23 protein-coding genes and 1 tRNA gene are annotated in these 24083 nt (G+C 69.9%); 12 read left to right on the top strand and 12 right to left on the bottom strand.

The genetic code is table 11. The features are described 5' to 3' along the window. Positions 1–15 precede the first annotated feature (15 nt). Together ACLIME_RS12055 and ACLIME_RS12050 are read left to right on the top strand one after the other, a co-directional pair. Entirely contained in the window at positions 16–1356 is a 1341-nt protein-coding gene (locus ACLIME_RS12055; protein WP_124767569.1) for an LCP family protein, read from the top strand. Positions 1357–1494: 138 nt separating this feature from the next. Beyond that, a tRNA-Ser gene (locus ACLIME_RS12050) sits at positions 1495–1583 on the top strand. 199 nt (positions 1584–1782) lie between these two features. Here the strand turns inward: ACLIME_RS12050 and ACLIME_RS12045 are convergent. Beyond that, a complete protein-coding gene (locus ACLIME_RS12045) occupies positions 1783–2466 on the bottom strand; it encodes a hypothetical protein (RefSeq protein WP_124767568.1) in 684 nt (227 codons plus the stop codon). 208 nt (positions 2467–2674) lie between these two features. Then, positions 2675–2923 carry a DUF2795 domain-containing protein gene (locus ACLIME_RS12040; protein ID WP_139382499.1) on the bottom strand — a complete coding sequence of 83 codons (249 nt, stop codon included), beginning with the start codon at positions 2921–2923 and terminating at the stop codon, positions 2675–2677. Positions 2924–3025: 102 nt separating this feature from the next. Here ACLIME_RS12040 and ACLIME_RS12035 point away from each other — a divergent pair, with 102 nt between their 5' ends. The 3 genes from ACLIME_RS12035 to ACLIME_RS12025 all read left to right on the top strand — a co-directional run bounded on the left by ACLIME_RS12035 (position 3026) and on the right by ACLIME_RS12025 (position 5837). Continuing rightward, a complete protein-coding gene (locus ACLIME_RS12035; protein WP_411557056.1) occupies positions 3026–3928 on the top strand; it encodes a hypothetical protein in 903 nt (300 codons plus the stop codon). A 180-nt stretch (positions 3929–4108) separates the two neighbouring features. After that, positions 4109–5002 carry a putative RNA methyltransferase gene (locus ACLIME_RS12030; protein WP_411557055.1) on the top strand — a complete coding sequence of 298 codons (894 nt, stop codon included), beginning with the start codon at positions 4109–4111 and terminating at the stop codon, positions 5000–5002. Between the two features lie 91 nt (positions 5003–5093). After that, positions 5094–5837 carry an RNase H family protein gene (locus tag ACLIME_RS12025; protein ID WP_411557054.1) on the top strand — a complete coding sequence of 248 codons (744 nt, stop codon included), beginning with the start codon at positions 5094–5096 and terminating at the stop codon, positions 5835–5837. A 132-nt stretch (positions 5838–5969) separates the two neighbouring features. On the opposite strand, the gene ACLIME_RS12020 is transcribed toward ACLIME_RS12025, so the two are convergent. Next, positions 5970–6680, bottom strand: coding sequence for an endonuclease/exonuclease/phosphatase family protein (locus ACLIME_RS12020; protein ID WP_079706474.1), 711 nt, complete (start codon positions 6678–6680; stop codon positions 5970–5972). Between the two features lie 102 nt (positions 6681–6782). Continuing rightward, positions 6783–9020, bottom strand: coding sequence for a HelD family protein (locus ACLIME_RS12015; RefSeq protein ID WP_411557053.1), 2238 nt, complete (start codon positions 9018–9020; stop codon positions 6783–6785). Between the two features lie 180 nt (positions 9021–9200). Here ACLIME_RS12015 and ACLIME_RS12010 point away from each other — a divergent pair, with 180 nt between their 5' ends. Next, the gene (locus tag ACLIME_RS12010; RefSeq protein ID WP_411557052.1) at positions 9201–9701 is read left to right on the top strand and encodes a DUF4190 domain-containing protein; all 501 of its coding nucleotides are present in this window, start codon (positions 9201–9203) and stop codon (positions 9699–9701) included. Between the two features lie 26 nt (positions 9702–9727). Here the strand turns inward: ACLIME_RS12010 and ACLIME_RS12005 are convergent, their stop codons facing one another. Next, positions 9728–10618: a metal-dependent hydrolase gene (locus tag ACLIME_RS12005; RefSeq protein ID WP_411557051.1), complete on the bottom strand. Its 891-nt coding sequence runs from the start codon at positions 10616–10618 to the stop codon at positions 9728–9730. 126 nt (positions 10619–10744) lie between these two features. Between ACLIME_RS12005 and ACLIME_RS12000 the strand changes: the two genes are divergently transcribed. Further along, the gene (locus ACLIME_RS12000; RefSeq protein WP_194644957.1) at positions 10745–11119 is read left to right on the top strand and encodes a hypothetical protein; all 375 of its coding nucleotides are present in this window, start codon (positions 10745–10747) and stop codon (positions 11117–11119) included. Positions 11120–11214: 95 nt separating this feature from the next. Here the strand turns inward: ACLIME_RS12000 and ACLIME_RS11995 are convergent, their stop codons facing one another. From ACLIME_RS11995 to ACLIME_RS11965, 7 genes are all read right to left on the bottom strand, one after another. After that, on the bottom strand, positions 11215–12243 hold the full coding sequence (locus tag ACLIME_RS11995; protein WP_411557050.1) for a YdcF family protein: 1029 nt from the start codon (positions 12241–12243) through the stop codon (positions 11215–11217). Between the two features lie 73 nt (positions 12244–12316). Further along, positions 12317–13897: a cation:proton antiporter gene (locus tag ACLIME_RS11990; protein ID WP_064296856.1), complete on the bottom strand. Its 1581-nt coding sequence runs from the start codon at positions 13895–13897 to the stop codon at positions 12317–12319. Between the two features lie 145 nt (positions 13898–14042). Next, positions 14043–14213, bottom strand: coding sequence for a hypothetical protein (locus ACLIME_RS11985; RefSeq protein WP_159876045.1), 171 nt, complete (start codon positions 14211–14213; stop codon positions 14043–14045). A gap of 571 nt (positions 14214–14784) precedes the next feature. Then, positions 14785–15624, bottom strand: coding sequence for a class II fructose-bisphosphate aldolase (locus ACLIME_RS11980; protein ID WP_411557049.1), 840 nt, complete (start codon positions 15622–15624; stop codon positions 14785–14787). Next, on the bottom strand, positions 15621–16562 hold the full coding sequence (locus tag ACLIME_RS11975; protein ID WP_411557048.1) for a 1-phosphofructokinase family hexose kinase: 942 nt from the start codon (positions 16560–16562) through the stop codon (positions 15621–15623). The genes ACLIME_RS11980 and ACLIME_RS11975 overlap by 4 nt, the downstream gene beginning before the upstream one ends. After that, positions 16559–17437, bottom strand: a complete 879-nt coding sequence (locus tag ACLIME_RS11970) for an ROK family protein (protein WP_411557047.1) — start codon at positions 17435–17437, stop codon at positions 16559–16561. Before ACLIME_RS11970 ends, ACLIME_RS11975 begins: the two co-directional genes overlap by 4 nt. Further along, complete coding sequence (locus ACLIME_RS11965; protein ID WP_159876038.1) at positions 17434–18318, bottom strand: SIS domain-containing protein; 885 nt, start codon at positions 18316–18318, stop codon at positions 17434–17436. The genes ACLIME_RS11970 and ACLIME_RS11965 overlap by 4 nt, the downstream gene beginning before the upstream one ends. A 175-nt stretch (positions 18319–18493) precedes the next feature. Between ACLIME_RS11965 and ACLIME_RS11960 the strand changes: the two genes are divergently transcribed. From ACLIME_RS11960 to ACLIME_RS11940, 5 genes are all read left to right on the top strand, one after another. Next, positions 18494–19282 carry a DeoR/GlpR family DNA-binding transcription regulator gene (locus ACLIME_RS11960; protein ID WP_079706484.1) on the top strand — a complete coding sequence of 263 codons (789 nt, stop codon included), beginning with the start codon at positions 18494–18496 and terminating at the stop codon, positions 19280–19282. Positions 19283–19583: 301 nt separating this feature from the next. Next, complete coding sequence (locus tag ACLIME_RS11955; protein WP_274500214.1) at positions 19584–20816, top strand: Gfo/Idh/MocA family protein; 1233 nt, start codon at positions 19584–19586, stop codon at positions 20814–20816. Positions 20817–20839: 23 nt separating this feature from the next. Next, complete coding sequence (locus tag ACLIME_RS11950) at positions 20840–22174, top strand: ABC transporter substrate-binding protein (protein ID WP_240044100.1); 1335 nt, start codon at positions 20840–20842, stop codon at positions 22172–22174. After that, complete coding sequence (locus tag ACLIME_RS11945; RefSeq protein WP_411557046.1) at positions 22171–23115, top strand: carbohydrate ABC transporter permease; 945 nt, start codon at positions 22171–22173, stop codon at positions 23113–23115. Before ACLIME_RS11950 ends, ACLIME_RS11945 begins: the two co-directional genes overlap by 4 nt. Continuing rightward, entirely contained in the window at positions 23108–24037 is a 930-nt protein-coding gene (locus ACLIME_RS11940) for a carbohydrate ABC transporter permease (protein WP_411557045.1), read from the top strand. The genes ACLIME_RS11945 and ACLIME_RS11940 overlap by 8 nt, the downstream gene beginning before the upstream one ends. Positions 24038–24083: the final 46 nt, after the last annotated feature.

The raw sequence follows: 24083 nt of genomic DNA, 5'->3' as shown, positions 1-24083 counted from the left end.
TGGTTGAATCGACGAATGCCCCCGCATTCGACCGACATCGACGAGCCCGCCGGCGACGCCGCGGCACGCCGAGCGGCAGCTCGTGGGCCCCGCCCGAAGAAGCTCGCGACCATCGCCCGCCACGGACGACTCAAGCGGTCGAACCCGATCGCGACCGCCCTGAAGATCGTCGCCTCGACGCTCGCGGTCGCGCTGGTCAGCGGTGGCATCGTCGCCGGCATCGCCCTCTGGGACGTCGCCGCGACCGTGAAACCCGGCGTCGCGCTCGTCGACTCGCAGGGTGAGGCGGTCACCGATCTGCCCGCGATCGGAGCGTATCCCGGCGGTGTCAACCTCCTGATCGTCGGCAGCGACTCGCGCGCCGGTCAGGATCCCGTCTTCGGTGATGCCGAAGAGGAGACAGGCAACCTCAACGACGTCACGATGCTCGTGCACATCTCCGAAGACCACAGCAACGCGACGGTCGTCAGCTTCCCGCGCGACATGTTCGTCCCCATCCCCTCCTGCCCCGACCCGTCCGGCGGCTCGTTCGACTCGATGAGCCGGCAGAAGATCAACACCTCGCTCAGCTACGGCGGACTCGCCTGCACGGCGCTGACGGTGTCGCAGCTCACCGGCCTCGAGATCCCGTTCGCCGCCGAGGTCCAGTTCAGTGGCGTGATGGCCATGTCGACCGCGCTCGGTGGGGTGACGGTGTGTGTCGCCGACCCGATCGAGGACGAGTACACGAACACCTTCCTCTCGGCGGGCGAGCACACGCTCGAGGGGTACGAGGCACTGCAGTTCCTCCGCACCAGGCACGGTGTCGGCGACGGCAGCGACCTCAGTCGCATCAGCAACCAGCAGGTGTTCCTGTCGGCGATGATGCAGCAGGTGAAGAGCGCCGAGACGCTGACCAACCCTGGAATCCTCTACTCCCTGGCCAAAGCGGCGGCGAAGAACATGCAGCTGTCCGACAGCCTGACGAGCCTCGACACGATGATCGCGATCGCCATGACGCTGCGTGAGGTCGACCTCGCGAACATCGCGTTCGTGCAGTATCCGAACGCGGCCGTCGAGGGTGGGGTCGAGCCGATCGACGATGCGGCCGCCGCGCTGTTCGAGGCGCTCGGCAACGACCAGCCCATCCAGCTCTCGGGCGCGACCGGCGCGGGTGCGGTGGCGAACCCGACCGACCCGACCGCGGTCGAGCCCGCCGAGGGTGCGGATGCCGGTGGCGATCCTGCGGCGACGGCCCCGCCTGCCGATGCGACCGACCCCTCCGCCGGTGGTGCAGTGGTCCTTCCGTCGTCCGTGACGGGTCAGACCGCCGACCAGCGCACCTGCTCCCGCGGTCGTACCCTCGACAACCAGTAGGCGTCCCGGTCCGTCAGCGGCCCGGTCCCAACCTGGTTCGGTCCCTGAGCTTGTCGAAGGGCGTCTCGGACCCGGGATTCGTCACCACGCCCATCACCGGTTATGCTGGTCGTCGTGCGTCCGCTTGCGAGCGCACATGGAGACGTCGCATAGTTCGGCCTAGTGCACCACCCTGCTAAGGTGGAGTCCCCGTAAGGGGACCGCGGGTTCAAATCCCGCCGTCTCCGCACTGGATCTCAGCTCGAAACCCTCGCCTCGGCGGGGGTTTCTGCGTTGCACGATGTCTGTCGGAATCGCCAGCGCGGTGCGCTGACGTCACCGCGCCCCGCACGCGTGAGCGCGCCCCTCCGGAGACCCGCGCCCGCGACTGTGACCCGCGCTCACGTCAGCCCACCGCGCTGGGGAATCCACCAGGTGGCGGTGAGCTCAGTCGCCGAAGTTCGTGTACGGTGCGCCGATGCTCTCGATGGGGCTGTCGGGATCCTGCGCGGAAATGAAGACGGAGTACGTGTGCTCGTTGCCTTGGTCGTCGGTACCGACCGGTGTCTCCGCCACCGAGATGCTGAAGTGACGTCCGCCGTTCGCATCAACCTGGTCGGGGTGCTCCGGATAGCGTTCGCGGACGGTACTGACCGATGCCCCGACCACCGTCCCCTCGATGGACCGGAAATCGACCTCGCCGAGGGCCGACGCCGTCACGGCGACCGACCAATCAGGGATGAACTCGCCGCCGTCGCCCTGGCGGTCGAAGATGCTGATACCCGCCCATTGATAGGTGGTGTTCGGGACTTTGCCCGTCGAGTTGTCCTCGACGACGGGTTCCTCTCCGAACAGGTTCGTGAGCTTGGCACGCGCCTCCTCCGACGGGTCGTCGTAGGCGAAGCTCTCCAGTGGCGTCCCGGTCGTATCGACGAGTTCGAGTGCCAACGGGCCGACGACGATGGCGACGACGTCCTCCGCAGGAGGGGCAGTCGGTTCCGGCGTGGCCGACATGGTCGGGGAGCCGACGGGCGTGCCGGTGGGTGCCGGTGCACTCGGCGCGCAGCCGGTGAGTGCGACTCCGAGCGCGATGACGATTCCGACAGCTGCAGACCATGTGCGTTTCCCCATCGGGCCAGTCTAGGAGCCCGAACGCGAGCAGCAAGGACGTCACGCACCGTGCCGAGAGCCTGCCCGGCCGAGCCGCCACGCGGTGCGCTGACGTCACCGCGCCCCGCACGCGTGAGCGCGCCCCTCCGGAGACCCGCGCCCGCGTCTGTGACCCGCGCTCACGTCAGCGCACCGCGCTGGGGAGACCACCAGGTGTCGGACGGGGTGGTCAGGCGGAGCGACGGAGCTCGCCGTGGTGGCGGAGTTCGCGGAGGATGCTGAACGAGCCGGCGTAGTGCTCTTCGGTGAGCGTGTTGAGCGCGGCGAGCGTCCCGCGGTCGAGTCCGGAACGGACGGCGATCGACTGCAGTTCGCGGCGTGAGATCGGGAAGTCCACGGTCCTGAGGAGGGTCTTCAAGTCGGTGCAGGCCGCTGTTTCTGGCGGCTCCGCTGTGTCGGGGTAAGGTCTGGCATCCATGTCCACATTGTCGGTATCGACCCCCGAAAAGGCGACAGTCGGACTCCGTTCTGGCGCAAGAGGGCGCTAGCCTGACGTGAAATGATGCGAGGGAGCGGCACCGTGCCCGATGACCGCGACACCGGAACGCCGGCCCCGACTGGCCTCGCGTCCGCAGCCGTCGAGTTGCTGCGCGTCCCCCTCAGCGGCTTCGTGGCGGAGCGCAAACGCCTGGCCGTCGCAGCGCGCGACGACGGAGACGACGACCTGGCGACGGCGATCCTCGCGCTCCGCAAACCGTCGGTCGCCGCCTGGGCGCTCAACGTGTTGACGGCGCACCGCCCGGACCTGCTCAGCGAACTGGAACAACTCGGCTCCGCGCTCGGCGACGCTCAACGCTCCGGCGACGCCACTGCGCTCCGCACGCTCGGCACCGAACGTCGCTCGCTGATCGCGACGCTCGTCACCGCCACCGTCGAAGCCGCAGCAGCGGAGGGGGCGTCCCTCTCCGGAGCGGTGATCGAGACCGTCCGCCAGAGTCTGCAAGCGGCGAGTGCAGATGCCGACCTCGCCGCGCAGGTGTCGTCCGGGCGGCTGACCGACGCCCCGACCTCGAGCGGAGCGGGGTGGGGTGGTGTGGTCGGCGGTCCAGGATCCCCCGGTGGGCGCTCCACCGCCGACGGCTCCCTCGGGACGTGGGGCGACGGAGACGGCGACCGTTCCGACGAGGACGACGACCGACGCCGACGCCTTCGGGCCCGGCTGGAGGCGGCCGAGCGCGACGAGGAGGCAGCGTCCAGCGCGAGTGAGGAGGCGACCGCCTTCCTGGACGAGTCGGCGGTCCGGCGATCGGGACTGCAGCGTGACCGCGAGGAGCTCGCACGGCGGCTCGAGGAGCTCGACGCGGACATCGCCGACGCCGATCGCGAGTGGGCCCGACGCCAGCGGGAGGCTGACCGGGCGCAGCGTGCGAGCGATGCAGCCCACGAGGACGTCGAGCGTCTGCGGAGCGCGCTCGAGGACTGAGTCAGCGAGCTGATCGAGTCACCGCGGTGCCGAAGCCCGCCGCGACCGATCGCTGCTCGAACGTTCCGGCGCACGCACCATGCGGAGCGCGCCTAGACTCACCGTGTGGGTGAAGTGCGACAACCGGAAGCATCGCGGCGGCGACGGACACAGCAGCTGGAAGCGGAGCGTTTCGAAGGCATGCCGATCCTCGCTGACGTCGCGCAGCACGATCGGCTGAGCCTCGTCGCCCCCGATCTCGCGTGCACGATCTGCACCGCGACTCTCGAGCTCGGCGACCGCGTGCTCCGCTGCCCCGCCGGTCACAGCTTCGACATCGCCCGGCAGGGGTACGCCTCGCTCGTCGTCGGCGGTCGGACGCCGAAGACCGGCGACACGCAGGAGATGGTCGCGGCCCGCGCAGCGTTCCTCGAGGCCGAGCACTACGAGCCGATCGCGGACCACGTCGCCACGACCCTGCCGCTCGCGCGCTTCCTCCCGGACGGCTCGGTCGACGACGACAGCGCCCCGCTCGTCGTGGACATCGCCGGCGGGACCGGCTACTACCTGGGCCGGATCCTCGACGCCCGACCGGCCTGGCGCGGGTTCGGGTTCGACCTGTCGCCGCTCGCAGCACGTCGCGCAGCGCGCGCACACGGCCGGGCTGCAGCGGCGACCGCTGATGCCTGGGCGCCGTTCCCGCTGCAGGCGGCGTCGGTCGACCACCTGTTGAGCATCTTCGGCCCACGCAACGGTCCCGAGATGCGTCGGGTGCTCCGCCCGGACGGCCTGCTCACCGTCGTGACGCCGCAACCCGGTCACCTGGCCGAGCTGCGCGACCGGCTCGGCATGATCGGGATCGCCGAGCGCAAGGACGCCCGCCTCGACGCGCAGCTCGACGGCTTCACGCTCCGCTCCCGCGACACGCTCGACTACGCCGTCGAACTCATGCCGGAGGAGGTGCGCGACGAGGTTCGCATGGGGCCGAGCGCCCACCACCTCGACGACGACGTCTTCGAGCAGGCGATCGCCGACCTACCCGGCTACACGACCGTGACGGTCGCCGTCACGCTCAGCGTCTTCGCGCCCGCCTGACGCCGGCCAGTCCGCCACCGGCACCGCGGGACCGGCGTCGGGGCGTCGGTGGTGCGTCGATACGATGGAGGGCACTCATCGAAAGGCGCTCATGACGATCACCGCTGCCGCAGACGGCTCCGCCCTCGGCAACCCCGGACCCGCCGGCTGGGCCTGGTATGTCGACGACGATTGCTGGGCAGCCGGGGGATGGCCGCACGGCACGAACAACATGGGCGAGCTGCGCGCCGTCCTCGAGCTGTTCCGCGCCACCGAGCACCTCGACGAGGACCTGCACATCCTCTGCGACAGCAAGTACGTCATCGACTCGATCACGAAGTGGATGCCGGGCTGGAAGAAGAAGGGCTGGAAGAAGGGCGACGGCAAGCCCGTCATGAACCTCGAGCTCATGCAGGAGATCGACGCCGCCATCGCCGGGCGGCGCTACCGGTTCGAGTGGGTGAAGGGTCACGTCGGTCACCGACTCAACGAGGCCGCCGACATCCGCGCGCGGACGGCCGCCGAGGCGTTCCAGCGCAAGACGCCGGTGCCGGAGGGACCAGGGTGGACCGGCGCCGGAGCTGCGGAGACCCCGTCGACCCCCGAGGCCGACGCCGTCGCTGACACCGCCACAGAGACCACCGCGCCGGAGCTGTTCGCCGAGCTCGAGGTGGAGGAGGAGCGCACCGCCCCAGTGTTCGATGCGGAGGACGACGGCGCGCTGTTCTCGCTCGACGTCGAGCCGTCGTGGCACCAGCTCACCCTCGACCTCACGTCCGACGAGCACGAACGCCTGGTCCGTCGCGCCCGCGAGGCCGGGACGAGTGTCCAGGAGTTCCTCCGCGGCCTCATCTGACGTCGCTTCCGAGTTCACAACTCAGGACGAGCGCGGCGTTTCCCGCGTGACACGCCGCGGCAGGAGGGCGCCGCGCCGAGCGCATCCTGAATTGCGAACCGGACGGGACGCGCGCAGGGGCAGGCGACCGCGTCAGCGGGCGGCGGACTCCGGCGCGTCGTCGTCCTCGGGCACGGCGAAGCCGTAGCTCGCGTCCACGAGGATCGGCAGGTGGTCCGAGATGCCGCGGCGGAGCGTCTGCACCCGGTCGATCTTGAGGCCCACGGACGTCGCGAAGTCGAAGTGCCCACGGAACATCTTGTAGCGGGTGTAGGTGCTGCGATCGCTGAGGCTCAGGTCGTAGCCGCTCTCCTGCATCTTGGTGCCGAGGCCCTTCTGGAAGAGCGGGTAGTTGTAGTCGCCGACCATGAGCGTCGGGACGTCGCCCATCGCGTGCAGCTGCTCGTGCGCGGCCTTGATCTGGTGCCGACGCAGTGAGTTGAGCGCGGTGAGCGGGGCCGCGTGGAACGAGGCGACGATGAGTTCGCGCCCGGCCTCGACGTCGGTGAGGCGGGTGCCGATGAGGCGCTCGTGCGCCGGCGCGAGCACCATGTCGTGCAGCGACTTCTTCAGCGCGAACGTCTGCGTCGACTCGGCGGTGAACCGGTCGCGGCGGTAGTAGATCGCGAGGCCGAGCCGGTTGCGGTGGGTGCTGTCGGCGAGGTGCAGGCCGCCGAGCTCGGCGGGCAGCTGCAGGGTGTCGGCCTCCTGCAACGCGAGGACGTCCGGGCCGAACTCTTCGGTGAGTGCGACGAGCTCGCCGCTGGCCTTGTTCTTGCGGAGGTTGTAGCTGATGACCTTCATCCCAGCCTCACATTCTGTTGGCAGAGCCCAAGCCTACGGTCCTTCCCGTCGCCCGGTGCTCTGGAGGGGTCCGGACGACGGTGCGTCGCCGGTTGCCCACGGTCAGCTCGACGAGTCGACGACCGTGAGCCGTTGGGTGGCACGGGTGAGCGCGACGTACCGGAGCGACAGGGCCGCGTGTCCTGTCCCGCCCAGCGCGTCGGGCTGCACGAGGACGACGCTGTCGAACTCAAGGCCCTTGCTCTCACGCGCGGTGCCGGTCCACACCCGCGCGCGATCGGCTCCGGCGTCGGCGAGGAGGGTGTCGATCTCCGCCAGGAGCGCGCGGGGTGCGATGACGCCCGCGATACCGGCGTGTGCGGTGATCGCGTCGACGGCGGCGCGGACCGCCGTCGGGGCCAGCGCGGCGGGTTCGACCGTGAGCTGCACGGGCTCCTCCTCGCCGCGTCGGATCGACACGGGCGCCGGGGAGTCCGGGTCGAGTTCGAGCCGGACGGGATCGGCGAGCGCCATGATCTGCTCGGGCGTCCGGTAGTTGACGGTGAGCAGCTCCTCGGTCCAGCGCGGGAGCTGGGGGCCGAGCAGCTCCTGCCAGCTGGAGCGGGTGGCGGAGGTGCTCTGCTGGTTGATGTCGCCGACGAGCGTCATCGAGCGGTTGGGACCGCGTCGCAGGACGGCCCGCAGCAGCATGGGGGTGAGCTCCTGCGCCTCGTCGATGATGACGTGCCCGTAGACCCAGGTGCGGTCGCTCGCGGCGCGTTCCGCGGGGCTGCGGTCGTCCTCCACGGTCTGGCGGTCGGCGAGGTCCTGGGCGGAACGGAGGTAGTCGTCGTCCTGGGCCTCGTCGTCGATGCTGATGTCACCGATCATCTCGAGCACACTGCGCGCGTACTCGACGTCGTGCCGGCGCTCGTAGGCCGCGCGGCGCTGGCGTTCCAGCTCGGGACGCTGGTCCTCGCCGATGAGCTCGGCGGCCTCGTCGACGAGGGCGATGTCGCCGGGCGTGAGCCGGGCCGCCCAGTCGGTCTCACCTGCGCCGTCCGTTCCGGCGACGGGTTCGCGGAGCAGGAGGCGACGCTCCTCCTCGGTGTGGTCGGGCGCGACGCGAGCGAGCAGCTCGGGATCGGTGAAGAGGCGGTCGATGATCTCGGCCGGCTCGAGGATCGGCCACATCGTGTCGAGCAGCTCCTCGACCTCGGGCTCCTCGCTCAGCTCCTGTCGACGCTCGTCGGCATCCTCGCCCGTGCGGGGCTCGAAGCCGTCGCGCTTCGCCTCGAGCCCGATGAGGTGCGTCAGCACGGCGCGGTCGAACCGCAGCTTCGCCTCGTTGTGCGGCGTGCCCGAGCGCTCGATGCCGGCCTTGATCCGGCGCAGGACGCCCGGCGTGACGCGGAGCGGGCCGTCACCGGCGATGCGTATCGTGACCGGCTCGTCGAGCGGCACCTGGCGCTCGCGGACGGCCCGGGCGACGACGTCGGCCATCCGCAGTCGACCCTTGAGTTCGGCGGCCTCGAGCGAGTCCTCCGCGTGTGCGTCGAGTCCGGGCACGAGGGTCGCCGGTGTGACGAGGACGACGGCGGTCTCGCCGAGCGACGGCAGCACGCGGCTGATGTAGTCGAGGAAGGTCGAGTTCGGCCCGACGATGAGCACGACACTGCGCATGAGCCGCTCGCGGTGCTCGTAGAGGAGGTACGCGGCGCGGTGGAGCGCGACGGCGGTCTTCCCGGTGCCCGGGCCGCCCTGGACGAGGAGCGTGCCGGGGAGGGGCGCGCGGATGATCGCATCCTGCTCGGCCTGGATGGTGTCGACGATGTCCGCCATGTGCTTGGTCCGGGCACGACCGAGGGCCGCCAGCAGCGCACCGGACTCGCCGATGCCGCTCGGCTCGTCGTCGCTGAGCATGGTCGTGTCGAGGACCTCGTCGTGCACTTCCGTGACGCGGCGACCGGCCGTGCCGATGCGGCGGCGCAGCCGGAGGCCTTCGGGGCGGAGTGGCGTCGCGGTGTAGAACGGGCGCGAGGCCGGTGCGCGCCAGTCCAACAGGAGTTGGTCGCCGCTCTCCGGGTCGCGCAGGCCGATGCGCCCGATGTGGTGGCGTTCGTCGGTCTCGCGTTCGAGGAGGCCGAAGAGGAGTCCGTAGCTGGACGAACGCAGCTCGACCATCCGCTGGCGGTGGTGGGCGACCAGGGCGTCGCGTTCCGAGAAGCTCGAGTCGTCGTCGCCGTCGAAGGCGCGGAGGGCGAGTTCGGAGCGTCGTTCCTCGAGGTCCGACTGCGACCGGATCACGTCGTGCAGCCGATCGAGATGGTCCTGTTCCTCGGCGATCGCGTCGTTCTGCACGGTGCTCCTTCTGGGTGTGGCGCGGTCCGTGTTCCGGGTTCACTGCGAGGACCGCACGAATACGGTAGTCGCTTTCCGGGCCCCTCACCGCCCTTGAGCGTGAGCTCCCAGAGAGCTGGAGGCTGCCGTCGGGGCGAGGGGTCGGGCATCGAGCGCGGGCTGGTCGGTAGGCTGACGGGCATGAGCACACCGGACGGATCCAAGCCGCAGCCCTCTGCGCCGCAGCAGGCGTACTCGCAGCAGTCGGTTCCGCCGCAGCCGTACCCGCAACAGCAGCTCCAGCCGCAGCAGTACGGGGTGCAGCCGTACGCCCAGCAGGCGCCCTACCCGCAGCAGCAGCCCTACCCGCCGCAGTACGGCATGCAGCCGTATGCGCCCGTGTACCCCGCGCCGTACCCGTACCCGGCATCGCCGCCGAAGGGGCTCAGCATCTCCAGCATGGTCATCGGCCTGGTGTCGCTGTTCTTCGGGTTCACCTTCGTGCTCCCGGTCGTCGGATTCGTCCTCGGCCTCATGGGGCTCCGCCGCGAGCCCGCCGGTCGCGCGATGGCCATCACGGGCGTCGTGCTCAACGGGCTGTTCCTGCTCGGCTGGGCGGCGCTCGTGCTGCTCTGGGTGTTCGTCATGGGTGGCCTGCTCGCCGGCGTCGGCAGCGCGGCCTCCACCGGCATCGCCGCCTAGTCGCCGGTCAACGGCCGAGCCGCCGGTCAGCCGGCCGGGACGACCGTGCTGACCATCGACAGCACCACGGCGCCGTCGACGTCTTCGCGTTCCAGCCAGACGGCGATGTTCGAGAACTCGCCCAATGACTCCACGTGGGTGCCGCCGCAGGCGATGACCGCGGGGCCGCCCGGGAGCTCGCAGTGCCAGCTGCGCCGATCCGTGAGCAGCTCGCCCTCGCGATCGATCCGGACGGCGGCGCCGCTGTCCAACCAACCATCGAGCGTGTTCCGGATGCGTGACCCGAGCGCGTCGAGGTCGTCGAGGGCGGCCGGGTCGAACCCCTTCCGCCGGAGCGATTTGCCGATGCGGTAACGGTCGGTCGACGCGTTCGGAGCGATCCGCGACGACTCGCAGGCGAGCGCGTCGAAATCCGGAGCCCCGAGGGCGTCGGGGACGACCTCCTTGCGCCAGGCGTCGGCGAGCGCGGCGTTCAGGGCGAGTGATGCGAGGTGGCAACCGGTGTGTCCGGCGGAGAGCGCGTGTCGGGTGGACGCGTCCACCTCGACGCGGGCCGTCTCGCCCTCGACGGCGCTCGGGGTCGCCTCGGCGGAGACCAGGTGGGCGACGAGGAAGGCCCACCCCTCGGTGCCCTTCTTCACGGGGATGTCGGCGCCGAGGTACAACTGAGTGCCGTCGGTCGCGGCGACGACGCAGTCGGTCACGGCGACCTCCACGGCACTCGTGCCCGCACCGAAGGTGATGGTCGCCGTGTCGGCGGGCTGGTCGGGCCACGCGGCGTCGACCGGGTGGCAGGCCGTCTCGTCGAGCACGACGGCGAGGTGGTCGCCGACGGGTTCGACGTGCAGCACCGTGCCCGTCGAAACGAGGGCTCCGGAGGGATAGGTGACGCGCGTATCCGTGACGGGGAGGCTCATGTCCCCACGCTATCGCGACCGGCCCGGGCGCCCGTCGGCGGCTGTCAACCCCGGGAGACCGTGGAGGATCACGTCGTAGAGTCCGAGGACACGGAGCGCGACGCGTTCCGCGGAGAGGAGTGCATCATGACGGATCAGCAGAACCAGCGTTCAAGCGACGACCTCGCGACCGGTGCGGCCGGAGCGGACCAGGAAGCCTGGGAGGGTGCCGACATCGACACCGCAGAGCTCGTGAGCTCCGACCAGACGACCGCCGGACCGGGCTCGGACGGGTCGAGTCAGACCGTCGACGGCACCGGCTCGGAGGATGCGGCTCCCGACGAGGAGCAGGCGACCGAGGAGGCCGTCGAGACCCCGGAGCCCTCGACCGAGCTCGACGCACCGCTGGCCGAGGGCGAGGGTGGCGACGCCGACGGTTCGGCCGACCACCAGCCCGACTCCGGGCCGGCCTCCGAGGCCACCGACGACGCCCGCGAGGTCTACGACACCGCTCCCGACTGAGTCGGACACCACACGACCGACGGGCCGTCCTCCGATCCATTCGGACGACGGCCCGTCGTGCGCTCCGGACACCGTGCTGGGGCGGAGACGGCGGCTCAGATCGGCAGGAGCGACCAGACCACCGCGAGGGCGATCAGACCAGCGACGCCCGCGATCGCCAGCGCGTTCAGCAGGCGGTGCTCGACCATGATGGCGACGTACTCGCGGAGGAACGCGCTCGGCACGTAGTAGGCCGCCGTCGGGGAGCCGATGACCTGCGCCTCGCTCCCGATCGAACGTGCGAGGAGCGCCGCGCGGAGGACGTGGTAGTTGTTCGTCACCACGATCGTCTCGCCGTTCCGTCCGGCCGACTGCTGCAGGTCCCGGGAGAGCAACAGGTTCTCGCGCGTGCTCGTGGACGCGGTCTCCGGGAGCACGTCCGTCGGGTCCGCGCCGTTCGCGACGAGGTACTCGGCCATGGCCGTCCCCTCCGGGCGCGGTTCGTCGTCGCCCTGGCCGCCGGACGGGATCAGGATCGGTCGAGTCGTCCCCGGTGCTGTCGCCCGGTAGATGCGGAGTGCCAGGTCCAGGCGACTGCGCAGTAACGGCGGGACCTCGCCGTGGATGAGGCCGGAACCGAGGACGACGAGGGCGTCGGGCATCTGGGTGTGACGGTAGCGGCTGTAGACGAGTGAGTACACGCCGAAGGCCGCGAAGGTCGCCGCCGCGTAGAAGCACGCGAACCCGAGCAGGAGACCCAGCGCGACGAGGACGATCGTCAGCCAGGAGGGCAGGGACTGCGGGTGCGCTCCGAGGACCAGCAGCGCGGCCAGCACGGGCAGGACGAGGATCGCGACCCCGGCGAACAGCGAGAGCAGGTTGCCCAGGCTGCGTCCTTCGAGCCGGAGCATCGTGATGCCGTTGCCGATGAGGAGGACCCCGAGCACGCCCACCAGCAGGACCGTGCCGAACGCGGCGAGGAGCACGGTGAAGGGCGTCGTGCGGGACGCCTCCGAGAGGAGCGCCACCAGCCCGCAGGCGATCGCGGAGACCAGGAAGACCCCGTTGCGCAGGCGGCGGGCGTCGCGACGTCGGCTCGTGACGTAGAGCACCGCGAAGACGGCGGCCGGGAACAACATGATCATGCCCTCATCCTGCCCGACCGATCGTCCTGTACCGGTCGTTCGGATGGGGCATGCGGGCAGCGCGTCCGGGGTGCTATGACCGCGGCGGCTTCGGCGTCATCGCCTTGAGTGTCGCCTCCTCGGCGTCGATCGCCGCCAGGACCGCGGCGACCGCCGGTTCCTGGTAGCGACCCTCGGCGCGCGCCGAGAGGAGCGCCTCGCGTTCCGCCGCGATCATCTGGCGGCGGAGCCGGGCGAACGCGACCGTGCGGAGTTCCGAGCCGTCACCCGTGTACTGCTCGAGGGCGTTGGCCACGAAGCTCGCATTGGTCCGCAGACGGTTGAGCACCTGTTCCTCGTCCGCCTCGGTCGTCAGTTCGTCGAGGCGGTCCAGGCCGGCCGTCTGGACCTCCGCCATGAGCATCAGTTGTTCGACGCGCTCCTGGCTGTGGTTCGGCGGCGGGAGGTGCAGTGCGCGGATGATCCGGGGGAGCGCGAGCCCCGAGAGGAGCGTGCCGACCACGACGACGAACGCCAGGAACTGCAGGAACTCGCGCGACGGGGTGTCCTCGGGCAGCAGGAACACGGCCGCCAGGGTCACCACGCCACGGACGCCCGCTGCGGAGACGGCTATCCCGTTGCCCCACGACCAGCTCCGCTCACGGAGCCGTCTCGGCCCGAGCCGGTAGATCGCCGTGACCGTCATCTCCCACACGAACCGCGAGACGATGAGCGCCGCGAGGACCCCGATGCTGATGAACACGGTCGGCCAGAGCCCAGGACCGGTCTGGATCGCGCCCTCGAGGATGCCGGCCAGGTTGAGCCCGATGAACAGGAAGACGGCGTTCTCGAGGAGGAACTGGATGGTGCGCCAGTTGAGCGACTCGGCGATGCGCGCCTCGGCCGACTGCACGATGGGCGCCCGGTAGCCGAGCAGTAGCCCGGCGGTGACGACCGCGAGCACACCCGAACCGTGGATCGCCTGCGCCAGGAGGAACGCCAGGAACGGGGTGATGAGGGACAGGCAGGTGTCGAGGACTGGGGCGCGCAGGCGTCGGCGGACCTCGGAGAGCACCCAGCCGACCGCGAGACCGACGCCGACGCCGGCGACGACCTCGATGACGAACTCGCCGGCGATCATGACCGGGTTGACGACGCTCGTGATGGCGAGGATCGAGGCGTTGAGTGCCACGAGTGCGGTGGCGTCGTTGAGCAGGCTCTCGCCCTCGAGGATCGTCAGTACGCGGCGCGGGAGCCCGAGTCGTCCGGCGATCGCGCTCACGGCGACGGCGTCGGTCGGAGCGATGACCGCTGCGAACGCGAACGCCGCCGCGAGGGTGATCGACGGGATGAGGAGCCAGCTGGCGAACCCGACCGACACGACGGTGAACGCGACCGCCCCCACCGAGAGCAGGATGATGCCGTCGTTACGGGCACGGATGTCGATGAGGGAGATCCGGATCGCCGACGCGAAGAGCAGCGGCGGCAACAGTCCGTAGAGGATAAGGTCGGGTTCGATCTCGACGGTCGGGACGGCGGGGATGAACGACGCGACGCCGCCGACGAGCACCAGGGCCACCGGGGCGGAGACGCCCGCTCGGCCGGACAGGCCGGAGACGATGACGGTGACGACGACGAACACGACGATCCACGAGATGAGCGCGACGGGATCCATGTGGGGATTCTCCCACCTGGGAGGCCGTGGTCGTCCGTACGATCGTCCGAACTCCGGAGCGGCCGGGATCGGCGCCGGTTCCGGACGCACGACGCCCCCGCACGGTCAAGCCGTGCGGGGGCGTCGGTTGGAACGGCGAGGGAGCTCAGCCGCGGCGGTTGGCCGTGCTGCTGGAGCCGCGCTGCTCCGCACCGGTCTCCCGGGTGCGGAGACCGAAGCGGTAGGTGAGCTTCTCGGTGGAGTGACCGCGGCCGTGGACGGCGGTGCCCGCGGAACGGTTGGAGGACGCTGGGGTCCGAGTCTGAGTGATGGACATGGTGGTTCTCGATTCTGGTGTTGCGGATGATGGATGGGCCGGTTCCAGAGGGGGAATGCGATGACGATCGGTGCAGGTCGCATGGATGGAGCGACGAGACCGTCCGGTATGCAGCTGCGCCGAGATTCGGCTGCGCTGGTCGGCTGGGGCCGTCCGGTGGATCGTTCTTCGCCGCTCTGGAGGGCGGCTGGTGGTGTCGTGTCGGGAGCATCGGCGTATCCGTGGAGGTGTGGACTCTGCACACGGAAGCCGGTTGTGACATCGGCACTCGAGGAACGAACGTACGCGACCAAGCTGAGAACGACCTGGGAATGCCTGGCGTCAGTGCTTGCGCGGGTCGATGCCCGAGGTTGGACCCGAGCATCGACCGGCGGTGTCACAGAGCTTCGGGCCACCGCACCTAGGGGAGGGGTGGCCGTATCTCCCGCGCACCCGAAGGGATATCGGGCTCGGGAGGCCGGAGGGTGATCGCGGGGGACGATCGGTTACCGGTGGAGGCGTTGGAAGAACTCCAACACAATATATATTAACAGCTCAGCGTTGCGTGTTGCTGTGGGATTGCTGGGAGTGCTCAGTCGGTCGCAAGGAGGCGCAGGATCCGAGCGGTCTCGGCCGCGATCGCGCTGCGACCGGCCCGGACGTAGGTGCGGGGGTCGACGAGCTTCGGCTGCTCGTCGAGGACGTCGCGCACCGCCCGGGTGAACAAGCCGTTGAGGTGCGTCGAGAGGTTGATCTTCGTCATCCCGGAACGGACCGCCGCGCGGAGCTCGTCGTCGGGGAGCCCGGAGGAACCGTGCAGCACGAGCGGGACGGGCACCTCGCGGCGGAGCTGTGCGATCAGCGCGTGGTCGACGGCGGCCTCCCGGCTCGTCATCGCGTGCGAGGTGCCGACGGCCACGGCCAGGGCGTCGACGCCGGTCGCTGCGACGAACGCGACGGCCTCTGCGGGCACCGTGCGCGCGCCCGGAGCGTGGACGCCGTCCTTCCCGCCGACCTCGCCGAGCTCCGCTTCGACGGCCACGCCGCGCGCGTGGCAGAAGTCCACGATCTCCTTCGTCGCGCGGACGTTCTCGTCGTACGGCAGGGTCGAGGCGTCGTACATCACGCTGTCCACGCCGAGCTCGACACCCTCGCGCACGAGCTCGGCCGACTCCACGTGGTCGAGGTGGACGAGGACCGGGACCGTCGCTGCACGGGCGATGGCCAGCGAGGCGAGTGTGATGGGGGCGAGCGACCCGTGGTACCGCACGCAGTTCTCGCTGATCTGCAGGATGACCGGCAGCCCGGCCTCCTCGGCGCCGGCGACGATCGCCTCCGCGTGCTCGAGGAGGACCACGTTGCACGCCGCGATGCCGGCGTTCGAGGACGAGGCGTTGGCGAGGAGCGTGGTGAATTCGAGGGCGGTGGTCATTCGGTTGCTCCAATGGGGTCGGGTGCGTCGAGGAATCGGTGGAAGGCGGCGAGGTCGATCGCGCCAGCGATCGGTTCGAGCACGGCCGCCGCGCCTGCGACCGCCGCCGTGCGGAGTGCCTCGGGAAGTGTGGCTCCCGCGCGGAGTGCTGCGACCAGGCCGGCCGTGGCGGCATCGCCGGCGCCGGTCGGGTTGCCGCTGACGCCGGGGACGGCCGGGACCTCGTGGGCACCATCGGCGTCTCCGGCGGTGAGGCCGTCGGCCCCACGGGAGATGACGACCGCGCGGGCCCCGAGCGCGAGGAGTGCTGCGCGAGCGGTTGCGAGGTCGGCCGCGCCAGTCGCCTCGAGGGCCTCGTCGAGGTTGGGTTTGAGGATCGTCGCACCGGCGCGGGCCGCGGCGAGGAGCGCCGTGCCGCTGACGTCGACGATCACGGGGACGCCGGCGTCGTGGCCGGTTCGGACGAGGGCTTCGACGACGGTGTCGGGCGTGGCCGGCGGGAGCGAGCCCGAGATGACGAGTGCGCTCGCGTCCTGGAGGGCGCGTCGGAGCTCGGTCGTCAGGGTGGTCCACTCCTCGGGCGTCACGACCGGACCGGCCTCGGCGAAGAGGGTCGGATGGTGGATGCCGTCGACGACCGCGACCGTCGAGCGTGTCTCGGCGCGGAGCTCCACGACCCGGGTGGGGAGGTCGTCGGCCGCGAGGGCGTCCGCGAGCCAGGTGCCGGAGGCGCCACCGAGGGGGAGCACCTGCAGGGTCGGGACGCTGAGCGACTCGAGGACGCGAGCGACGTTCACGCCCTTCCCGCCGGCACGCCGCACGACGGACTGGACGCGTTGCGTGACCCCGAGCTGCTGCTCGGCGACCGTGTAGGTGATGTCGACGGCGGGGTTCGGCGTCACGACCACGACGCGACGCTGTGCGGGGGCGGTCGTCATCGGGCTGCCACCAGTCGGCGAGCGAGGATCCCCGCACCGACCGTGGCCGCCTCGTCGCCGTGACGAGCGGGCAGGAGCTGCGGGACGCGGACCACGTCGAGTCGCTCGCGGAGTCCGTGCTCGAGTGGCTCGAAGAGGGCTGCTCCGGCGAGGGCGAGCCCACCGCCGATCACGATGGCGGTGGGTGCGGCGACGACGGTGATGCCGGCGAGGGCCTCGGCGAGAGCATCGACGGCGTCGTTCCAGATGACGATGGCGGCCGCGTCCCCGCGAGCGACGGCGTCGGCGACGGTCTTCGCGTCGCGGGCGCCCGCGCGTCGTGCGATGCCGCCCGCCGAGGCGAGTTCCTCGACCCGGAGCCCGCGGTGCGGGCCGTCCTGGATCACGCGCTGGCCGATCTCGCCGGCCCAGCCGCCGCCGGCGAAAGGGATGCCGTCGATGACGAGCGCCGAGGCCAGACCGGTTCCGACCGGTACGAACGCGATCGTGCCCGTGACGTCGGCTGCAGCGCCCGAGACCGCCTCCGCCAGCGCCCCGGCGCGGACGTCCTGCCCGAAGGCGAGCGGCACCTCGAGCGCGGGACGGAAGAGCTCGGGGAAGGCGAGGTCGCGCCAACCGAGGTTGACCGCGTGGATGCAGACGCCGTGCTCCTCGTCGACGACGCCGGGCACGACCACCCCGACGGCCGCTGGGGCTGCGACGCGGCTCGCGGCGGCGACGAGTCCGAGGACGATGTCGCGAGTCAGGACACCCGAGGTGTCGCCCGAAGGCGTCGCCTCGCGCCAGCGCCCGAGGACCGTGCCGTCGGCATCCGTCAATGCGGCTTTGATCCCGGTCCCGCCGACGTCGATGCCGAGGACCGCCCGCTCGGTCACGGCGTCAGGATGACGGAGCGCGTGAGCGAACGGGGGTGGTCGGCGTCGAGGCCGCGGGCCTCAGCCAACGCGACCGCGAAGCGCTGGGCGACGACGAGCCCGGCGATGGGGTCGAGGTCGTGCTGCACGAAGGTCGCTCCGGTGGCCGCGACGTCCTCCGGCAGGCCGGCGGGCGTCGGGCCGAGGGACCAGACGAGTCGGCCGGGCTGCGCGATCGCGATAGGACCGTGGCGGTAGTCCATGGCGGGGTAGGACTCCGCCCAGAACTGTGCCGCCTCCCGGGTCTTGAGCGCGGCCTCGAAGGTGAGGCCCACGGCGTGCCCGAGTCCGATGAAGGAGACCTGGTCGGCGGCGAGGTACTCGTCGATCGGGATCTGCAGCGCCCGCTCGGCTTCCACGGCGAGTGCCTCGACGTCGTGTCCGAGCGAGCCGCGGAGGAGCGCGAGCGTCGTCGTGGCGAAGCGGGTCTGGACCACGGAACGCTCGTCGGCGAAGGGGAGGGCGATGACGTGTGCCGCCGGAACGGTCGCGGGGGAGTCGTCGACCGCGGTGATGAGGACGGTGGTGACCGAGTCGCCCACCGCCTCCAGCAGGTGCACGATCTCCGTGGTCGTGCCGGAGCGTGAGATGGCGACGATGCGGTCGTAGTCGCGAATGCCGGGGAACTCCGAGCCCGCGAACGCGTCCGTGATGCCGAGCCCCGCCTGTTCGCGCAGCACGGCGTAGCTCATCGCGATGAACCAGCTGGTGCCGCACCCGACCACCGCGACGCGCTCACCTGGCTGCGGCAGTACGGCGGCGGCCTCCGGCACGAGGGCGGCGGCGGTGCGCCAGGATTCGGGCTGCGACGCCAGTTCGGCGGCGACGAAGGTCTCGGGCATGACGTGCCTTTCACGTGAGGGGACGCGATCGCAGCGTGGCGATACGTTGCCGCAACCATACCGGATCGAATCTGATCGATACCAGTGCAAATCGTCAGAATCAATCAGACAGGCGCTGGCTGAGCGCCCATATGATGGTCACAGTACGCCCGACCCGACCGGAAAAGCAGGACAGATGACGCAGCAACAGCGACTCAACGCCCTGCTCGAGCTCGTGAGCGAACGCGGCAACGTGACGATCGCCGAGATCGGCGAAGCGCTTGGCATCTCCGCGGCCACCGCCCGCCGCGACCTGACGGCGCTCGCCGAACAGCGACTCGTCACGCGGACCCACGGCGGTGCCGCCGCCCTCGGCACCGGCTACGAGCTGCCGCTGCAGTACAAGATCGCCCGCCAGGCCGACGCCAAGATGGCCATCGCGAAGGCCACGGCCGCCCTGATCAACGTCGGCGACGCCGTCGGACTCAACGGCGGTACCACCACGAGTGAGGTCGCGCGCGTGATCGGGCGGAGTGAGCACCTCGTCCGTTCGGACGGCGACGCCTCGGTCACGATCGTGACGAACGCGCTCAACATCGCCTTCGAACTGTCCGTGCGCTCGCACGTGAAGATCGTCGTGACGGGTGGCGTCGCACGACGCCAGTCCTATGAACTCGTGGGATCGCTCGTCGCGGGGGCGCTCGCCGAGATCGCCCTCGACGTCGCGATCCTGGGCGTCGACGGCTTGAGCGCGCAGTTCGGCGCCACCACCCTCCACGAGGGTGAGGCCTCGGTGAGCCAGGAGTTCGTCAAGGTCGCGAAGCGGGTCATCGTGGTCGCCGACAGCACCAAGATGACGAAGGCGACCTTCGCCCGCATCTGCCCGCTCGACCGCATCGACGTGCTCGTCACCGACCAGCCGGTGGATCCGACGCTCGCCGACGCCCTGGCCGCGGCCGGCGTCGAGCTCATCATCGCCGCCTGAGTCCTCACCTTCCGGTCGCTGAGCCGCCCCCTCCCGGTCGCTGAGCGGCCCTTCCCGGTCACTGAGCCTGTCGAAGTGCCCCACCCTCTCGCTCGTTGAGCCCCCTCTCGGCCGCTGAGCCATCCCCTCCCGGTCACTGAGCCTGTCGAAGTGCGACCCCGCTCCCCATGTTTCCGCGCGGTAAAACCTCTCCACATCGGCCGCCCAGCACTTGCGTCAGCGCTGTGATCGCCTATTGTCATTTCATGATCGTTTTGGCATCATATGAATCAACTTCACGCAAGGAAGCGGATGTGATCGAGTGAGCACTGCACCAGCCACCACCCCAGAAGGCCTCCGGGTCGCCGTCATCGGCACCGGCCAGCGCGCCTACATCGCCGAACACGTCGCCACGAGCCCAACGTCCGCATCGGTCGTCGCGGCGGTCGACACCACCGAGATCGGTCGCGGTCGGGCACGGCAGCTGTTCGGCGACGACATCGAGGTGTTCGACTCCCACGAGGCGCTCATCGCGCAGGGCGGTGTCGACGCGGCGATCGTGACGACGCCCGACTGGACCCACAAGGAGATCACGGTCGACCTGCTGCGCGCCGGCATCGCGGTCTACCTGGAGAAGCCGCTCGCGATCACGCTCGACGACGCCGACGCGGTCCTCCAGGCCGCCTACGAGTCGCGGACGCCGCTCTACGTCGGGCACAACTTCCGGCATGCGGCGGTCGTCCGGCTCATGCACGAGGTCATCGAGCGCGGCGAGATCGGCGCGGTCAAGTCCGTCTGGGTGCGCCACTTCGTCGGCAACGGCGGCGACTACTACTTCAAGGACTGGCACGCCGACCGCTCGCGCGTGAACACCCTGCTCCTGCAGAAGGCGAGCCACGACATCGACGTCGTCCACTTCCTCGCCGGCGCGTACACGCAGCGCGTCGTCGCGATGGGCGACCTCGCGGTCTACGGCGACATCGACGATCACGAGGACCGCAGCGGCCAGACCATGGCCGACTGGTTCTCCTATGACAACTGGCCGCCCGAGGCGCAGCGCGGCCTGAACCCCGTGGTCGACGTCGAGGACGTCTCGATGATGCTCATGACCCTCGAGCACGGGATCACCGCCAGTTACGAGCAATGCCACTTCACCCCCGATTACTGGCGGAACTACACCGTCATCGGGACGCACGGCAGGCTCGAGAACATCGGCGACACCGCCGGTGGCACCGTCAAGGTCTGGAACCGTCGTCGCACCTGGAGCACCGAGGGCGACGTCGAGTACCCGATCGCGGGCGTCGAGGAGGGGCACGCCGACGCCGATCTCGACACGATGAACGAGTTCCTCGCCTTCGTCGCCGACGGCACCCCGACCACCTTGTCGCCGGTCGCCGCACGCCAGGCCGTCGCCGCCGGTGCCCTCGCCGCACACTCCCTCCGCAACGGTTCGATCCCGCTCGACGTCCCGCCACTCGACCCCGCACTCGTCGAGTACTTCTCCTCCCTCACTGCCAGCACCGCACCGCACTCCCTCGACGCCGCCGCCCGGTAGCGCACCTCGAAAGGACTCCAGTCATGCCTTCGCCGTTCATGAACCGCAACGCCGCACCCGGCGGTCGCAACCGACGCCGTGCCATCCTCAGCGGCATCGGCCTCCTCGCCGCCGCCGCGCTCACCGCCGGCTGCAGCACCGGGGGAGGGGGCGCCACCGGTGGCGAGTACGCCGCCGCCCCGAAGGACCTCAAGGCCGAGATCACCTACGGTGTCTGGGATCAGGCCCAGGTCGAGGCGATCGACGCCAACATCGAGGCCTTCAACAAGGTCTACCCCGACATCACCGTCAACGTGAACGTCACGCCCTGGGCCTCGTACTGGTCGAAGCTCCAGACGCAGGCCTCGAGCGACACCCTGCCCGACCTCTTCTGGTTGAACGGGCCGAACTTCCAGGTCTACGCGGCGAACGGCAAGATCGAGCCGATCACCGGCGCCGTGAAGGCGGGCGACATCGACCCGAAGAACTACCCCGAGGCCCTGAACGAGCTGTACTCGCTCGACGACACCCAGTACGGCGTGCCGAAGGACTTCGACACCGTCGGCGTCTGGGTCAACACGGCGCTCTTCGAGCAGGCCGGCGTCGCGCTGCCCGCCGACGACTGGACCTGGGACGACTTCGACACCGCCGCGCAGACGATCTCGACGAACCTCAAGGACCAGGGCGTCTACGGTGCCGCCGGCGGTATGGACGGACAGACCACCTACTACAACACGATCCTGCAGGCCGGCGGCGAGGTCATCAACGCCGACCAGACCGAGTCCGAGTACGACAGCCCCGAGGCCCAGGAAGGGCTCCAGTTCTGGACCGACCTCATCGCGAACGGCTCCTCGCCCAGCATGCAGCAGCTGACGGACACGCCGGCCGACCAGTGGTTCACCTCGGGCAAGGTCGCCATGTACTGGGGCGGCAGCTGGCTGCGACCCCTCGTCGGTGAGTCCGATGTCGCCGCCACTACGCAGGCCTTCCCGCTGCCCACCGGCAAGGAGCAGGCGACGGTCATCCACGGCGTCTCGAACGTCGTCGCGGCGGCGAGCAAGAACAAGCAGGCCGCTCAGGCACTGCAGGTGTTCCTGGCGAGCGAGGAGGCCCAGCAGCAGCAGGGCGATCTCGGCGCCGTCATCCCCGCCTTCACCGGCACGCAGCAGTCCTTCGTCGACTCCTACCCGACGATGAACCTGCAGGTCTTCCTCGACGCCCTCGACTACGCCAAGCCGCTGCCGGTGTCGGAGAACACCGCCGCGTGGAACGCGCTCGAGGTCGAGCTCCTGCCCGACGCGTTCAGCGGCGACAAGCCCGTCGCCGATGTGGCGAAGGACATCGCCGAGCAGATGAACGCAGCGCTGGCCAAGAAGTGACCGGTCAGACCGTGCTGCGCACCCCGTCGGCGACGCTCTCCTCACGGAGAGTGGCCCGGCGGGGTGCCGCCCGCGGCGAGGGTGCCTGGCCGTGGGTCTTCGTCCTCCCGCTCCTCACCGGCATCGGCGTCTTCTTCATCTGGCCGATGATCCAGACCGCCTACTACTCGTTCACCGAGTGGGGCGTCTTCGGCGGAACCACCTTCACGGGTGTCGAGAACTACGTCCGGTTGTTCGCCGACCCGCGGCTCTACGCCTCCCTCGGCAACACGCTGATCTACACGGCGGTGGTCCTCCTCGGCATTCCGATCGCCGTCTACCTCGCGAGCCTGTTGAACCTCCCCGGCCTGCGGTTCGCGAGTTTCTACCGGGTGCTGTTCTTCCTGCCGTACGTCGCGATGCCGACCGCCGTGGCCATCGTCTGGCGGATCATCTTCAACGGTGACTTCGGCATCCTCAACTACACGCTGTCGCTCGTCGGCATTGACGGCCCCTACTGGATCAGCACGCCGGGCACCGCGATGTTCGCCGTGGCGATCGTCGGCCTCTGGTCGTCGCTCGGCTTCTCGATGATCATCCTGGCGTCCGGACTCAAGAACATCGCACCGGAGCTCTACGAGGCGGCCGAGCTCGACGGCGCCACCCGGTGGCGGCAGTTCCGCTCGATCACGGTGCCGCTGCTCACTCCGAGCATCTTCTTCGTCACGATCATCACGGTCATCTCGAGCTTCCAGCTCTTCGACCTGCTGTACGCGATCCTCGGCAGCACCAACCCGGTGCTCCCGAAGAGCATGTCGCTCGTCTACTTCTTCTACGACCAGGGCTTCGTCCAGAACGACAAGGGGTACGCGGCGGCGATCGCGATCGTGATCTTCCTGATCATCGGACTCGTGACGCTCCTCCAGTTCCGGCTCCAGAAACGATGGGTGAACAATGACTGAGCAACTCACGGCCACAGCACCGCTCACCACCCGTGCCGTCACCGTTCCGGGTTCGGGTCGTCCGTCCGCTGCGTCCGCGCGACGCCGCGAGGCCGGTCGCCCCGGCCAGCGTCGCGGGTCGCACGTCGTCGCCCACATCGTGCTCGGCGTCGGTGGCCTCATCATGGCGTTCCCGTTCATCTGGCAGATCATCATGTCGCTGTCGACGAACGCGGAGGTGCAGAGCGTGGTCCCCACGTTCTGGCCGGCCGAACTGCAGTGGCAGAACTACTCCGCTGTGTTCGAGCGCCTCCCGTTCCTCGACCAGCTGCGCACGTCGATCGTCATCACCGTGATCAGGACGCTCGCGCAGATCGTCCTCTGCACGATGGCGGGGTACGCGTTCGCGCGGATGCGGTTCCGCGGGCGCGCGGTGCTGCTCGCCGTGACGCTGTCGATCCTCATGGTGCCGTCGCAGGCGTATCTCATCTCGCAGTACCAGATCGTGCAGGGCTTCGGTTGGCTGAACACCACGCTCGGCATCGTCGCACCGGGCCTGTTCAGCGCGTTCGGCACCTTCCTCATGCGGACGGCGTTCCTGAACCTGCCGACGGAGCTCGAGGAGGCGGCGCGGATCGACGGCGCCGGGCCCTTCCAGATCTTCTGGAAGATCATGCTGCCGCTCGCGAGGCCCAGCATCAGCGTCCTCGCGATCACGACCGTGCTCTGGTCGTGGAACGAACTGCTCTGGCCGCTCGTGGTCTCCACGTACGCGAACTCGATGCCGCTCGCCGCCGGTCTCGCGACGCTCTCGAGCGACAAGACGACGGACTACCCGGTGATGATGGCCGCGTCGATCCTCGCGATGGCACCGGTACTCATCCTGTTCATCGTGCTCCAGCGCCGGGTGATCGACGGGCTGGCGTTCTCCGGGCTGAAGTAGCCCCTCGACAAGTGGTTCCTGCCCTTCGACAGGCTCAGGAACCGCT

Origin of the sequence: Plantibacter sp. MPB07, from assembly GCF_046619465.1 — a bacterium.
Taxonomy (GTDB): domain Bacteria; phylum Actinomycetota; class Actinomycetes; order Actinomycetales; family Microbacteriaceae; genus Plantibacter; species Plantibacter auratus.
The sequence above is the reverse complement of the archived record's forward strand: the minus strand, read 5'-3'. Positions and strand labels throughout refer to the sequence as shown.

Bases quoted from the DNA above. Each gene is read 5' to 3' on its own strand.
- ACLIME_RS12055 (WP_124767569.1), top strand. From the start codon at position 16: ATGCCCCCGCATTCGACCGACATCGACGAGCCCGCCGGCGACGCCGCG.
- ACLIME_RS12045 (WP_124767568.1), bottom strand. From the start codon at position 2,466: ATGGGGAAACGCACATGGTCTGCAGCTGTCGGAATCGTCATCGCGCTC.
- ACLIME_RS12040 (WP_139382499.1), bottom strand. From the start codon at position 2,923: ATGGATGCCAGACCTTACCCCGACACAGCGGAGCCGCCAGAAACAGCG.
- ACLIME_RS12030 (WP_411557055.1), top strand. From the start codon at position 4,109: ATGCCGATCCTCGCTGACGTCGCGCAGCACGATCGGCTGAGCCTCGTC.
- ACLIME_RS12025 (WP_411557054.1), top strand. From the start codon at position 5,094: ATGACGATCACCGCTGCCGCAGACGGCTCCGCCCTCGGCAACCCCGGA.
- ACLIME_RS12020 (WP_079706474.1), bottom strand. From the start codon at position 6,680: ATGAAGGTCATCAGCTACAACCTCCGCAAGAACAAGGCCAGCGGCGAG.
- ACLIME_RS12010 (WP_411557052.1), top strand. From the start codon at position 9,201: ATGAGCACACCGGACGGATCCAAGCCGCAGCCCTCTGCGCCGCAGCAG.
- ACLIME_RS12005 (WP_411557051.1), bottom strand. From the start codon at position 10,618: ATGAGCCTCCCCGTCACGGATACGCGCGTCACCTATCCCTCCGGAGCC.
- ACLIME_RS12000 (WP_194644957.1), top strand. From the start codon at position 10,745: ATGACGGATCAGCAGAACCAGCGTTCAAGCGACGACCTCGCGACCGGT.
- ACLIME_RS11995 (WP_411557050.1), bottom strand. From the start codon at position 12,243: ATGATCATGTTGTTCCCGGCCGCCGTCTTCGCGGTGCTCTACGTCACG.
- ACLIME_RS11990 (WP_064296856.1), bottom strand. From the start codon at position 13,897: ATGGATCCCGTCGCGCTCATCTCGTGGATCGTCGTGTTCGTCGTCGTC.
- ACLIME_RS11985 (WP_159876045.1), bottom strand. From the start codon at position 14,213: ATGTCCATCACTCAGACTCGGACCCCAGCGTCCTCCAACCGTTCCGCG.
- ACLIME_RS11980 (WP_411557049.1), bottom strand. From the start codon at position 15,624: ATGACCACCGCCCTCGAATTCACCACGCTCCTCGCCAACGCCTCGTCC.
- ACLIME_RS11975 (WP_411557048.1), bottom strand. From the start codon at position 16,562: ATGACGACCGCCCCCGCACAGCGTCGCGTCGTGGTCGTGACGCCGAAC.
- ACLIME_RS11965 (WP_159876038.1), bottom strand. From the start codon at position 18,318: ATGCCCGAGACCTTCGTCGCCGCCGAACTGGCGTCGCAGCCCGAATCC.
- ACLIME_RS11960 (WP_079706484.1), top strand. From the start codon at position 18,494: ATGACGCAGCAACAGCGACTCAACGCCCTGCTCGAGCTCGTGAGCGAA.
- ACLIME_RS11950 (WP_240044100.1), top strand. From the start codon at position 20,840: ATGCCTTCGCCGTTCATGAACCGCAACGCCGCACCCGGCGGTCGCAAC.
- ACLIME_RS11940 (WP_411557045.1), top strand. From the start codon at position 23,108: ATGACTGAGCAACTCACGGCCACAGCACCGCTCACCACCCGTGCCGTC.